Below are 13,289 nucleotides of genomic sequence, written 5' to 3'. Positions count from 1 at the left end.
TGGCATATATAGCAACGGACCCGGAATCGGTCAAGTCCCCGTCGAGGGTCCGGTCTAGAGAGGTTGGTAACATCCGCCTCGACGCCGTCGCGCCGCTCGCGCAGGCGTCCGCCCCCTGGGCAACCGCCCGCCGCCCGCCGCCCAGGCGTCCCCCGTCCCAGCCCCTCCTCCCCCCAGGCGTCCGCCGACCACGCCCCCCTCCCAGCCCCCCCCCCCCCGCAGTCCCCCCGGCGACGCCGCTCCGCAGGCGTCCCCCCGCCCGAGCCGACGTCGGGCTGGGGCCGCACCTGGCGCCTGCTGCGCGGGCATCCTCCGTCGCCAGCCACGCGTCCGGCCCCCCCGACGCCGACGTGGGCTCGCGGGCCAGCGCCTGGCGCCGTGCTCGCCAGCGTGCCAGCGCCGCGGCGGGCGACGCCCGCGGCCGTCGCCCGCCCCGCCGTGCCGGGCATCCTCCCCGCCGCCGACGCCGCGCCACGGCGACGCCGCTCCGCAGGTGTCCCCCAGCCGACGTCGAGCCTCGCCGCTGCGCCTCGCAGGCGTCCCCCGCGACGCCGCGCCTCCCCTCCGCAGGCGTCCGCCCCGACGCCCACGCCCCACGCCGCCCGCGCAGGCATCCGCCCCGACGCCGTCGTCGGGCTCGCGGCCGCAGGGCGCCGGCGCCGTGCTCGCAGGCACCGATCTCGACCCGGTCGTCGGTCTTGCGGCCGCGGCGCGCACCCGGCTGCGCGCCGCTCGCTCACCGCGCCAGCGCCGCCGCTGGCCCGGCGGCTGGCGGTGACGGCACCCCGGCGATCACCAGCGGCGGGGACCTGCGCGGGCCGCGCCCCGGCGCGCCCGCCCACCGCGCGGCGTCGATCGCTGCGCGACGCTCAGCCGAACCGGCCGGCGATGTAGTCGGCGGTGCGGGGATCGCGCGGGCTGCCGAACAGGGTCGCGGTCGACTCGAACTCGACCAGCTCGCCCTGCAGGAAGAACGCGGTCTGCTCGGCCACGCGCTGGGCCTGGCCCATGTTGTGGGTGACGATCACCATCGTGTAGTCGCGGCGCAGCTCGAGCAAGAGCTCCTCGATGCGCGCGGTGGCGATGGGATCGAGCGCCGAGCACGGCTCGTCGAGGAGGATCACGTCGGGGTTGACCGCGAGGGCGCGGGCGATGCACAGGCGCTGCTGCTGGCCGCCCGACAGGCTGGTGCCGGGGTCGCCGAGCTTGTCCTTGACCTCGTCCCACAGGGCCGCCTGGCGCAGCGACCGCTCGATCACGCCGGGCGCGTCCTTGCGATCGTAGCGGTGGGTCAGGCGCAGCCCGGCCACGACGTTGTCCTTGATCGACATCGACGGGAACGGGTTGGGCTTCTGGAAGACCATGCCGACCCAGCGCCGCACCAGCACGGGATCGACGTCGTCGGCGTAGATGTTGGTGTCGTCGAGGCGGACCTGGCCCTTGCTGCTCGCGCCGGGGACCAGCTCGTGCATCCGGTTGAGGCAGCGCAGGAACGTCGACTTGCCGCAGCCGGACGGGCCGATGATCGCGGTGATCTGGCGGCTGGGCACGGCCAGGTCGATGCCCTTGACCACCTCGTTGTCGCCGAACGACGCCCGCAGGCCGGTGACCGTGATCTTCATGACCGGCGCGCCTGGGTGCGGTTGCGCAGCCAGATCGCGAAGCCGTTGAGGACCAGCAAGGTCCCCATCAAGACGAGGATGCCGGCCGCGGCGTTGTCGAGGAACGCCCGCTTGGGGTTCGAGGTCCACTGGAAGATCTGCATCGGCAGCGCGGTATAGCGCGAGTCGACGCCGTCGGGGCCGTACATGATGAACGCGACCGCGCCGACCACGACCAGCGGGGCGGTCTCGCCGATCGCCCGGGCCACCGCGAGGATGGCGCCGGTGAGGATGCCGGGCAGCGCCATCGGCAGCACGACCTGGCGGGTGGCCTGCCAGCGGGTCGCGCCCAGGCCCAGCGCGGCCTCGCGCAGCGCGTCCTTGACGGTGCGTAGCGCCTCGCGCGCCGACGTGATCACGATCGGCAGGATCAGCAGCGCCAGGGTCAGCGCGCCGGCGATGACGGTCTCGCCCATGGCCAGCGCGTGCACGAACAGGCCCAGCCCGAGCATGCCGTAGACGATCGACGGCACGCCGGCCAGGTTGCTGATGGCCAGCTCGATGACGCCGGCCAGGCGCGAGCGCCGGTCGTACTCCTCGAGGTAGACCGCGGCGCCGATGCCGACCGGCAGCGCGATCACCGCGGTCAGCGTGACCAGCCAGAGCGTGCCCTGGAGCGCGGGGCCCAGGCCGGCGGCGGTGGCGTTGAGCTGCGACGGCGGGTCGGTCAGGAACGACCACGACAGTCGGTCGACGCCGGCGGCGCCGATCCGGATCAGCAGCCAGGCCAGCATCGTCAGCGGGATCGCGGCGCCGAGCCGGCAGATCCACACGAACGCGCGCTCGGCGAAGACGCCCTGGCGGGCCGCGGTGAGGTCGATGGGGTGGCGCATGGGGTGCTCGTCGAGCGGTGGGCGGTCAGGCCCGGGCGCTGGCGCGCAGGCGGCGCGACAGCCGGTAGCTGATCACGTTCATGATCAGGGTCATCACGAACAGCATCGCCGCGACCGCGAAGATGGTCTGGTACGCGGTCGAGCCGTGCGGGGTCTCGCCCTTGGAGATGTCGACGATGTACGCGGTCGCGGTCTGGCCCGGCTCACGCGGGTCGAAGCCGAACCGGGCCTCGTTGCCGGCGGCGATCGCGACGATCATCGTCTCGCCGATGGCGCGGGACCCCGCCAGCGTGATCGCGGCGGCGATGCCCGACCAGGCCGAGGGCACGATGACCTTGCGGATCGCCTCGAGCGGGCCGCCGCCGAGGCCGGCCGCCGCCTCGCGCAGGCTCTGGGGCACCGCGTAGATCGCGTCCTCGGACAGCGACGCCACCAGCGGCACGATCATGATGCCCATCATCAGGCCGGCCGAGAGCAGGTTGCCGCCGGCGAGCCCGGGGATGTAGTTGCGCAGCGACGGGGTCAGCACCGTGATCGCGAAGTAGCCGAACACGATCGTCGGCACGCCGGCCAGGAGCTCGAGCGCGGGCTTGACGATCTTGCGCGTGCGCGGCGCCGCGTACTCCGACAGGTAGACCGCGGCCAGCAGCCCCAGCGGCACCGCCACCACCAGCGCGATGGCGGAGGTCGTCAGCGTCGCCGACAGCAGCGGCCAGACGCCGTACTGCGGGTGGTCCCCGATGATCGGCGTCCACTTGGTGCCGCCGAGGAACTCCGACAGGCTGACGTGGCTGAAGAAGTCGGCCGACTCGTGACCGAGGATCACGACGATCCCGATCGTGATCAGGATCGACGTCATGCTGCAGCCGGCCAGGCCGAGCTCGATCAGGCGCTCGTACCAGCGCGCGGCGCGCTGGCGCGGCTTCGGGCGGGCGGTCGTGGGCAGCACGGCCTGGGTCTGGGCGGTGGCCTCGCTCACGACCCGCCTTCGCTGGCGAGGAGCTGCTCGAGCGTCACGCCCACCTTCGAGCCGCCGGCGAAGACCGAGCCGGTCTTGCGGTCGGTGAAGCGCTTCTTGGCCAGGTCGTCGACCTTGGCGGGGAGCGAGACGTAGCCGACCTTGGCCGCCAGCTTGGCGGTGTTGGCGAGGTAGTACTCGACGAACTTCACGACGTGGGGCTTGGCCAGCGCCGCCGTCGATACGTAGATGAAGATCGGGCGCGACAGCGGCTGGTACGAGCCGCCGGCGATCGTCTCGGGGCTGGGCACGATCGGCCCGTCGCCGTCGCTGGGGTTGCCGTTGTCGATCGGGACGATCTTCAGCTTGTCCTTGTTCTCGGCGTAGTACGCGAACCCGAAGAAGCCGAGCGCGTTCTCGTCGCTCTCGACGCCCTGGACCAGGACGTTGTCGTCCTCGCTCTGGCGGAAGTCACCGCGGCTCGAGTGCTCCTTGCCCACCAGCGCGGCGGTGAAGTAGTCGTAGGTGCCGGAGTCGGCGCCGGCGCCCAGCAGGCGCAGCGGCTGGTCGGGCCAGCCCTCGCGGATCTGCGACCACTTGGTGATCGTGCCCTCGGCGGCGGGCTCCCACATCTTCTTGAGCTCGTCGACGGTCAGCTTGTCGACCCAGGTGTTCTTGTTGTTCACGACGACCGCGATGCCGTCGTAGGCCACCGGCAGCTCGATCCACTCGATGCCCTTGGCCTTGCAGGCCTCGGCCTCGGTCGCCTTGATCGGCCGCGAGGCGCCGCCGATCTCGATCTCGCCGGCGCAGAACTTCTTGAAGCCGCCGCCGGTGCCCGAGGCGCCGACCGTGGCGTCGATGCCGAGGTCCTTCTTGGCGCTCTCGGCCACGGCCGCGCTGATCAGGAAGACCGTGCTCGATCCATCGATCGCGATGGACCCGCCGCCGGCCTTGCGCTTGGAGCAGGCCGGGGCGGTGGTGGCGACGGTGACGAGGGCGAGGAGGGCGGTGACGGTGCGCATCTGCGGGCACCGTACGAATCCTCTGTGTCAGGACGGCGACGCGCTTGCGACACTTCGGCTGTCGCCCGCGTCGCTGCGCGGCAGCGCACACCAGAACACCGAGCCGGTCGGCCGGTTGGCCTCCAGGCCGACCGAGCCGCCCATGGATTCAGCTAGATGCTTGACGATCGAGAGGCCGAGGCCGGTGCCGCCCTGGTCGCGCGAGCGCCCGGGATCGACCCGGTAGAACCGCTCGAAGATGCGGTCGCGGTGGTCCGGGGCGATGCCGGGGCCGTCGTCGGCGACCTCGATCCGCACGACCTCGGCCCGCTGGACCGCCCGGACCGTCACGTGGCCGTCGGCGGGGGCGTACTTGATCGCGTTGTCGAGCAGGTTGACCAGGACCTGATCGAGCGCCTTGACGTCGGCGACGGCGGTGATCCCGGGCGCCACGGCGACGGCGATGGTCGTGCCGCGTTTGCTGGCGAGGTGCTCGACGGCGGCCGCGGCCTGGGCGACGGCGGCCGCGACGTCGACCTCGGTGCGATCGAGCCGGTAGTGACCGGCGTCGAGGCGCGACAGGTCGAGCAGGTCGGCGATGATCCGGGCCAGGCGCTCGGCGTTGCGGTGCAGGCCGTCGATCAGCCGCCCCGAGAAGGCCGGATCGTCCTTGCCGCCGCCCTGGAGGGTCTCGGCGTTGGCGCGGATCACGCTGACCGGGGTGCGCAGCTCGTGCGAGACGTTGGCGATGAAGTCGCGGCGGATCGTCTCGAGCCGGCGGATCGCGGTGACGTCGTCGACGACGACCAGCCGCCCGTCGCCCGAGCGCTGGGCGGTGACGCGCGCCGACGCCAGGATCCCGGCCGAGGTGGTGAACTCGGCGGTGCTGTCGGTGCGGTTGTCGGCGATCAGGGCGAGGGCCTCGGGCAGCTTGACCTGATCGGCGAAGCGTTCGCCGATCGGCACGCCCGGCAACGCGAAGATCCGCCGGGCCGCGGGGTTGATGAGGGTGATCCGCTCGTCGGCGTCGAGCGCGATCACGCCCTGGGTCATGCTGTCGAGCACCGAGCCGAGCAGGTCGCGCTCGCCGCGCAGCGCCACCAGCGTGCGCTCGGCGTCGTCGGCCATGCGGTTGATGAGCGTGGACACCGCGTCGACCTCGCCGCCGGTGTCGGCGATCCGGCGCGGGCCGCCCGCGGTGACCTCGGCGGCGGCGCTGGCCAGGGACCGCAGCGTCTGGCGCGACCGCCGGGTCGCGGCCAGGCCGGCCAGCGCGATCGTCCCGAAGCCGAGGGCCACGGCGATCGCGAGCCGCTCGCCGGCGGACTCGGCGCCGTACAGCGCGAGCGCCCCGGCGACGCCGGCGATCACCCCGGCCGCGAGGCTCAGCCACCGCGCCGGGGCCGCCGGCTCGGACGGCGGCGCCGCGGCGGGACCGTCCGCTCTCATGCGGCTTCGGGCTGATCGCGGAACCGGTACCCGACCCCGCGCAGCGTCTCGATGTAGTCGCCGACGTCGCCCAGCTTCTCGCGCAGGCGCTTGACGTGCGTGTCGACGGTGCGGGTCGTGACCTCGGCGTCGATGCCCCACACGTCGGACAGCAACGCCTCGCGGCTCTGGACCCGGCCCTTGCGCGACAGGAACGTGTAGAGCAGGCGGAACTCCAGGGCGGTGAGCGCGACCTCGGCGTCGTCGATCCAGACCCGGTGGGCCTCGCGGTCGACCCGCAGCCGGCCGAACCGCAGGATCTCGGCCTCGACCTCGGTCCGGTGCGACCGCCGCAGCATCGCCCGGACCCGCAGCGCCAGCTCGCGCACGCTGAACGGCTTGACGACGTAGTCGTCGGCGCCGACCTCGAACCCGACCACGCGGTCGATCTCGGTGTCCTTGGCCGTGCACATCAAGATGGGCAGCTCGCGGGTGCGCTCGTGCTCGCGCAGCCGCCGGCACACCTCGGTGCCGGGCAGATCCGGCAGCATCAGGTCGAGCACGACCACGTCGGGCCCCGGCTCGGCGAAGGCCGCGGCCAGGGCCGCCTGCCCGGTGTGCGCCACCGTCACCTGGTAGCCCTCGCGCGCCAGGCTGTACTCGAGCGTGGCGGCGAGGTCGACCTCGTCTTCGACGATCAGGACCCGACCATGCATGGACATCAGGTACCATGGCGCACGTGACGGGCCCGTGACAACGCCGCAACCATTGGCGGCGATCTGACGCAGGGCGCGTGTGACAGGACGGTGACACGATGGCAACCGTTCGCGCACGAGGGCGATCACCTGTGGATCCGTTCGACGGGTGCGTGACGGTTTCGTCGCCGGCGTGTTACGTCGCTCCCAACGACCCGGAGGCACGCATGTTCGGCCGATTTCTCCCCAGGGAGACCAGCTTCTTCGACTTTTTCGAGCAGCACTCTGCGCTGACCGTCGAGGGCACCAAGGAGTTCCTGTCGCTGGTCTCGACCGGCGCCAACATCGAGGCGAAGGCCAAGCGGATCTCCGAGATCGAGCACGAGACCGACGTCATCACCCATCGGTGCGTCGAGGCGCTGCACAAGACCTTCATCACGCCGATCGATCGGGACAGCATCCACCGGCTGATCACGCGCATGGACGACGTCATGGACTACGTCGAGGCGGCGTCGGAGCGCATCGCGCTCTACGAGCTGACCGTGATGACGTCCGATGTCCGCGACCTCGCCGACGTCCTGCACCGGGCGTCGCAGCAGGTCGAGCTGGCGACCAAGGGGCTCCGCAACCTCAAGGATCCGCAGTCGATCCTCAAGCAGTGCATCGACATCAACCGCCTCGAGAACGAGTCGGACCTGATCCACCGCCGGGCCGTGGCCAAGCTCTTCAAGGAAGAGAAGGACCCGATCGTGATCATCAAGTGGAAGGAGATCTACGAGAACCTCGAGAACGCCTCCGACCGGTGCGAGGACGTGGCCAACATCATCGAGGGCGTGATCCTCGAGCACACCTGAGGCGCCAGCCATGGACGTCTCTACCGTCGTCATCGTCACGATCGCCGCCGCGCTGGCGTTCGACATCATCAACGGCTTCCACGACGCGGCCAACTCGATCGCGACGGTCGTCTCGACCCGGGTGCTGTCGCCGCGCCTGGCGGTGCTGTGGGCGGCCTCGTTCAACTTCATCGCGCTGTGGATCTTCGGCGAGGGCGTCGCCAAGACCATCTCGGGGATCATCAAGATCTCGGCGGAGGATCACGCGTTCGTGTGGGTGGTGATGAGCGGCCTGATCGGCGCGATCACCTGGAACCTGCTGACGTGGTGGTGGGGGCTGCCGTCGTCGTCGTCCCACGCCCTGATCGGCGGGATCGGCGGCGCTGGCGTGGCCTACGCCGGCTGGCAGATCCTGGTCTGGACGAAGATCAAGCTCGTGCTGATCTTCATCATCGGCGCGCCGCTGATCGGCATGCTGCTGGGCTCGCTCGTGACGCTCGCGCTGGCGTGGATCTTCCGGCGGTCGCGCCCGGTCAAGGTCGACAAGGGCTTCCGGATCGGCCAGCTGTTCTCGGCCGCGGCCTACTCGATCGGCCACGGCGGCAACGACGCCCAGAAGACGATGGGCATCATCCTGGCGGTGCTGATCGCCTCGGGCCACCTGCCGGCGAAGGGCTACGACGTGCCGACGTGGATCGTCCTGGCGTCGTACGGCTGCATGGCGTTCGGCACGGCGATCGGCGGCTGGCGGATCGTCAAGACCATGGGCATGGGGCTGACGCACCTCAAGCCGGTCGGCGGGTTCGCGGCCGAGATGGCGGGCGCGGTCACGCTGTTCACCGCGACGCACTTCCACGTGCCGGTGTCGACGACGCACACGATCACCGGCGCCATCATCGGCGTCGGCTCGACCAACAAGCTGCGCGGCATCCGCTGGGGCCTGGCGAGCCGGATCGTGTGGGCGTGGATCTTCACGATCCCGGCGGCGTTCGGGGTCGGCTTCGGCTGCTTGAAGCTGTTCGAGGCGCTGAGCGCCTGGAAGTAGCGAGCTGAGTCGGGGCAGCGGGCGGTAGGGAGCGGGCTCAGGAACGCGCTCCGGGTCCGGCTCCGGCTCCGGCTCCGATCCCGGTTCCGTCCCCGGCTCCCGGCTCCGGCTCCCGGTTCCGGCTCCGGATCAGTCCTCGGCGTCGACGGCGCCGCGGGCGAGCGCCTGCGCGGCGGCGCGCCACAGGGCGAGGTTGTCCGGAAACCGGACGAGCTGGCGGGTGAGGAGGTCGCGGCCGCGGTCCGACGGCAGGAGCGGGCCCAGCGACTTGACCGCGGCGGCGGGCCAGGGCTCGGCGCCGGCGTCGCGCAGGGCCCAGGCCGCGTCGGTGTCGAGGCCGCGGATCGAGTCGAGCGCCTCGGGGCAGCGGGCGAGGGTGTCCTGGCGCATGGCCCAGGCCCGCGGGTCGTCGGACGCGGCCAGGCTCGACAGCACGGGCTTGGGCGCGCGCGCGAGCGACTTGTGCCGCCACTTCCAGGCGCGCTCGTCGAACACGCCCCACACCGACGCCAGCGCCGCCACCGGCGCGGCGTTCCGGGCCGCGAGCCGCCAGCGCCAGGCCTCGGCGTCGGCCAGGCCGGCGACCGCGCCGCAGGCCAGGTGCGCGGCCTCGAACTGGTCGAACGCGTCGTCGCCACCGCGCGCGGTCAGCCACGCCGCGCGGATGGCCCAGGCGCGGGCGCCGCCGACGCCGGCGACCGAGCGCACCAGCTCGTCGCCGCCGAGCTGGTCGCGCAGCTCCCACGCCAGCGCATCGTCGCGGCCCCACAGCCCGCTGGCCACGTCGCGCGGCACCTGCGCGACCAGGGCCCGCAGCCGATCGGCGGCCTCGGCGGCGCGCTCGGGCGCCACCGGCGTCAGCGCCAGCGGGTTGGTCGAGGACGTGTACGAGCGCGCGATCGCGCCGGGCGCGAGCGCCTCGAGCGCGCGCCGCAGCGCCCACGACACCTCGTCCTGCTGGTTGCCCACGCCGGCGGCGACGACCAGCGGCACCTGCGCCGCCAGGGCCTGACGGCGCTCGTCCCAGCCGGGGCCGGCCAGGCCGGCGAGCAGGTAGGCGGCGAGCGCGGGCTCGCGGGTCGCGCGGCGATCGATCCAGTCGCCGAACGCGGCCGCGGCCGCGGTGATGCCGTCGGCCGGGGCCCGGACGATCGGCGCCGGCAGGCACGCGCGCGCGGCCGCGACATCGGTGGTGCGGGCCGCGGCGACGGCGGCCACCAGCCCGTCGATCACGGTCTGCAGCTCGGCCTCGGTGTTGTCGACGACGATCCACCGCTGGGGCTCGCGGGCGGCGCGGGCGCGGTAGCCCTCGCGCAGCCGGTGCTGCAGGCCGACGCCGGCGAGGCCCTTGCGCGACGGCGGCCGCGGGTCGACCTTGCCGATCTTCGAGACCTTGCGGCGGGCCCGGGCGACGTGGGGATCGACGTCGACCAGCACGACCAGATCGGGCTGGATCCCGGTGGTCGCGGCCGCCACGACCGGCTCGACCTCGGCCGGCGTCAGCGTGCGGCCGCAGGTCGCGAGCAGCTCGGCGGTGTAGAAGAACCGGTCGGCGATCACGACGTCGGCCTCGGCCAGCGCCGGCAGCGTCGCCTCCTGGAGCAGCTGGATCTCGCGCGCGAGGTAGACGAACAGCTCGGCCAGCGGCGTCATCGCCAGGTTGCGGGAGTCGCGCCCGAGCTCGCGGATGGCCTGGGTCACCATCGACGCGAACGTCCCGCCCTCGCGGACGTGGCTGACCCGCAGGCCCTGGGCCCGGAGCGTGGTCGCGACCGCGTTCGACAGCGTGGTCTTGCCGCTGCCGTCGATGCCCTCGAACACGATCAACGTCGCCCGGCGGCGTGGCTCGATCTCAGTCGTCGTCATCGTCTTCCTCGGCCAGGGCCTTCGCGACCCGGAACAGGTGGTTGCCGACGTGCTCGTAGCTGTCGATCAGCTCGGCCAGGCCCAGCCGGACCGTCGTCGACTCGTTGCGCCGTCGGGCCGCGGGCAGCTCGGGGGTGGTCCGCGACTCGGCCTCGAGCAGGTTCATCTCGATCTCGCGGCCGCGGGCGGCCTCGATGTCGAGCGGCTGGCCGTCGGCCGCGGCCGCCAGCGCGGTCAGGGACGCGGTCGCCAGCCGGTGCAGCGCGGCGAGCCGGGCGTGGTCGTCGGGCGTGAGCGCCACGCCGCGCTCGACGCCGAGCTCGGTGACGTGCACCAGGTGCTCGATCGCGCGCTGCAGCTGGAGCGTGCTGACGACCGCGCGCCGGAGCCGATCGACGGCCGGCGTCGACTCGACCGCGGCCAGCGCGGTGAAGTGCTCCTCGACGCCGGCGCGGGCCTCGGCCAGGCCGACCTCGAGATCGGCGTGGCCGCGCTCGCCCGAGGTCGACGCGGCCAGGCACGCGTCGAGGGTCGCGCGGTGACGCTCGAACGTGTTGGCCAGCTCGGGCTGGGCCGAGGACGTGGACGGCGCGACGCGGGCGCGGCGTTGCCCGACCGCGCGCACCACCCGTGGCACGGCCAGCATCGTGAAGGCGGCGGTGATGATCAGCTGCGACAGCAAGAACGCCACCGCCAGGTGCGCCGACAGCGCCGGCATCATCACGGTGTGGCGATAGTCGAGCCGCGCGGGATCGCCCGGCACCACGAGATCGGTCAGCGCGACCATCGCCGGCACCAGCGCCAGGCCGACGATCGTCGCCAGCGCGCCGAACGCGAGCTGCGGGCGCACCAGCGCCCGACCGCCCGGGCCCGAGCTGCCGACGATGATCGCCATGCCGATCGCCGCGCCCAGGTTGGTGCCGGCCAGGATCGCCAGCAGGTTCGTCAGCGACAGCGCGCCCGACACCTGGGCCAGCCCGAGCCCGAGGCCGTAGACCGGGCCCGGGCCCTGCAACACCAGGCCGCCGAGCACGCCGACCGCCGCCGCGAGCAGCAGCGGCCCGACGCCGTCGGCGCGCAGGTACCCGACGTACGCGAGGAGCTTGGGATCGGCCAGCAGCGGATCGATGCCCGACTGCAGCAGCCGCAGGCCGTAGAGCACCAGCCCGACGCCGAGGATCGCCAGGCCGATCGCGCGGGCGCGGCGGGTGTTCGCGGCGAACGTCCAGACCACGCCGATCGCCACGACCTCGAGGCTCTCGCGCGCGAAGCCCAGCGGCAGCAGCGCTCCGACCAGCGAGGCGCCGAGCTGGGCCCCGACCAGGATCGCGAGCGCGGGCCCCAGCGCCAGGAGCCGGGCCTCGATCAGCCCGACGGTGACCGCGGTCGCGGTGGTGGTCAGCTGGGTCGCCGCGCCGACCGCGACGCCCAGCCCGACCGCGCGGGTCGGCGCCCCGGTGAGGCGGCCTAGCTGCGCGCGCAGGCGGCGCCCGGCCAGCCCGCGGAACCCGGCGGCCAGCACGCCGAAGCCGTAGAAGAACAGCGCCAGCCCGCCGATCACCTTGGCCAGCAGCTTGCCGTGGCGCGGCGGCCGCACGAGCAGATCCCACGCCTTGCTCCGGCGCGAGCCCTGGACCAGGCGCAGCGCCGCGCGACCGGTGGCGGTGTCCTCGGGGACGCGCACGACCAGCGAGTGGGCGCGCCGGTCGAGGATCTCGGCCGCCGCGCCGGCGATCCGCGCGGCGATCGGCAGGTCGTCGTCGGCGTTGTCGAAGCGCACGACCACCGCGTCGCCCGGGCTGACCTCGGCGTCGCTGAGCATGCGGATGCGGAGCTCGGCGTCGCCGTCGCCGTCGCCGGCGGTGGCCGCGATCGGATCGCGGTCGGTGTCGCCCCAGTCGACGATCGAGTACGCGGCGATCGCGAGGGTCAGGACCCAGCCGAGGCCGGTGCGCAGGCGAGCGCGGCGCCGACGATCAGCCATGGATCGCGGTCGAGGCGGCCTCGAACTTGCTGAACCCGATCGGCGCCAGCCCCAGGTCCGCGCACGTGTCGCGCAGCCACGCCGGCGCCGGGCCGCGGGTCTTGACCTCGAGCACGCGCCTGGGCTCTGTGGCCACGGTCGGGCCCAGCGACTCGCGCACCAGCGCGCGCCGCCGCGCCCACAGGTCGTCGGGCGGGCGGAAGAAGCCGAGCCCGGTGTCGATCGTCAGCCGGACCGCGCCGTCGTCGTCCTGCCAGGCCTGCCGGCGGTAGTTGACCAGGCAGTCGGCCCGCAGCGGCTCGCGGCAGGTGGCGCACAGGCGCGCGACCGCTTGCAGCGCCGCGGTGGCGTCGCCGCCGTAGGTGGCCTCCTGGATCTGCACCATCGCCGCGGTGAGGCGGCCCTCGGCGAAGAACCCGGGGACGTCGACCTTGGGGATGCCGATGCGCTGCTTGCCGGTGAAGGCGGCGTCCCGGTGCTTGACCTCGAGCCACACGACCGGCTGGAACCGCACGAGCTCGGCGACGGTGGTGGCGGTCTCGGTCAGGTCGGGGTGGAGGTCGTAATACTCCTTGGCCCGCAGCTTCAGGTGCTGCTCGGACGCCTGGGCGGCGACGAACAGCTCGCGGCCGGGCGTGTCGAAGTAGATCGTGGTGACGAAGTGCCGCGCGCCGGGCAGCAGGTTGGCGCCGTCGCCGCGGAACCGGTGCGGGCGCAGGTTGCGGTTGGCGGCGGCGGCGATCGCCTTGGCGAGCTCCGGCGGCACCAGGTACTTGTCCTCGCGCCGGTGTGCGGTGAGGTGCGCGTCCTGCTCGAGCGCGGTGGCGACTTTCGGGGGCGGTGACATGACGGCGGCGGCCAGGTCGCGATCATGTCACAGACGCGCGCGCCCCGGCAGGTGGATCGGCGCCGTCGTCGTCGGTCAGCGTCGGTCAGCGCCGCGCCGCGCGGGCTTCATGACTGGTTAGCATCTCGTCCGGCG

11 protein-coding genes are annotated in these 13,289 nt (G+C 73.2%); 2 read left to right on the top strand and 9 right to left on the bottom strand.

What is annotated here, in order from left to right; all coding sequences use genetic code 11:
• Positions 1–869: 869 nt before the first annotated feature.
• The 6 genes from pstB to IPL61_32670 all read right to left on the bottom strand — a co-directional run bounded on the left by pstB (position 870) and on the right by IPL61_32670 (position 6,600).
• The gene (gene pstB, locus IPL61_32695) at positions 870–1,622 is read right to left on the bottom strand and encodes a phosphate ABC transporter ATP-binding protein (protein MBK9035956.1); all 753 of its coding nucleotides are present in this window, start codon (positions 1,620–1,622) and stop codon (positions 870–872) included.
• Positions 1,619–2,494: a phosphate ABC transporter permease PstA gene (gene pstA / locus IPL61_32690; GenBank protein ID MBK9035955.1), complete on the bottom strand. Its 876-nt coding sequence runs from the start codon at positions 2,492–2,494 to the stop codon at positions 1,619–1,621. Before pstA ends, pstB begins: the two co-directional genes overlap by 4 nt.
• A 25-nt stretch (positions 2,495–2,519) precedes the next feature.
• Positions 2,520–3,353 (bottom strand): phosphate ABC transporter permease subunit PstC, encoded by an 834-nt coding sequence (pstC, locus tag IPL61_32685; protein MBK9035954.1) that lies wholly within the window; start codon positions 3,351–3,353, stop codon positions 2,520–2,522.
• Between the two features lie 116 nt (positions 3,354–3,469).
• Complete coding sequence (locus tag IPL61_32680) at positions 3,470–4,477, bottom strand: PstS family phosphate ABC transporter substrate-binding protein (protein ID MBK9035953.1); 1,008 nt, start codon at positions 4,475–4,477, stop codon at positions 3,470–3,472.
• A gap of 27 nt (positions 4,478–4,504) precedes the next feature.
• The gene (locus IPL61_32675; protein MBK9035952.1) at positions 4,505–5,905 is read right to left on the bottom strand and encodes a PAS domain-containing protein; all 1,401 of its coding nucleotides are present in this window, start codon (positions 5,903–5,905) and stop codon (positions 4,505–4,507) included.
• Positions 5,902–6,600 (bottom strand): response regulator transcription factor, encoded by a 699-nt coding sequence (locus IPL61_32670; GenBank protein ID MBK9035951.1) that lies wholly within the window; start codon positions 6,598–6,600, stop codon positions 5,902–5,904. The genes IPL61_32675 and IPL61_32670 overlap by 4 nt, the downstream gene beginning before the upstream one ends.
• Positions 6,601–6,806: 206 nt before the next feature.
• Here IPL61_32670 and IPL61_32665 point away from each other — a divergent pair, with 206 nt between their 5' ends.
• Entirely contained in the window at positions 6,807–7,433 is a 627-nt protein-coding gene (locus IPL61_32665; GenBank protein MBK9035950.1) for a DUF47 domain-containing protein, read from the top strand.
• A gap of 10 nt (positions 7,434–7,443) precedes the next feature.
• A complete protein-coding gene (locus tag IPL61_32660) occupies positions 7,444–8,457 on the top strand; it encodes an inorganic phosphate transporter (GenBank protein MBK9035949.1) in 1,014 nt (337 codons plus the stop codon).
• Positions 8,458–8,586: 129 nt separating this feature from the next.
• Here the strand turns inward: IPL61_32660 and IPL61_32655 are convergent, their stop codons facing one another.
• From IPL61_32655 to IPL61_32645, 3 genes are read right to left on the bottom strand one after another with little or no spacing between them, the layout of a single operon-like run.
• Positions 8,587–10,323, bottom strand: a complete 1,737-nt coding sequence (locus IPL61_32655) for a thymidylate kinase (protein ID MBK9035948.1) — start codon at positions 10,321–10,323, stop codon at positions 8,587–8,589.
• Positions 10,310–12,307, bottom strand: coding sequence for a Na/Pi cotransporter family protein (locus IPL61_32650; GenBank protein MBK9035947.1), 1,998 nt, complete (start codon positions 12,305–12,307; stop codon positions 10,310–10,312). Before IPL61_32650 ends, IPL61_32655 begins: the two co-directional genes overlap by 14 nt.
• Entirely contained in the window at positions 12,300–13,154 is an 855-nt protein-coding gene (locus IPL61_32645; GenBank protein MBK9035946.1) for a VTC domain-containing protein, read from the bottom strand. The genes IPL61_32650 and IPL61_32645 overlap by 8 nt, the downstream gene beginning before the upstream one ends.
• Positions 13,155–13,289: the final 135 nt, after the last annotated feature.

The sequence above is a fragment of the Myxococcales bacterium genome (assembly GCA_016717005.1).
In the GTDB taxonomy this organism is placed as follows: Bacteria; Myxococcota_A; Polyangia; order Haliangiales; family Haliangiaceae; genus UBA2376.
The sequence above is the reverse complement of the archived record's forward strand: the minus strand, read 5'-3'. Positions and strand labels throughout refer to the sequence as shown.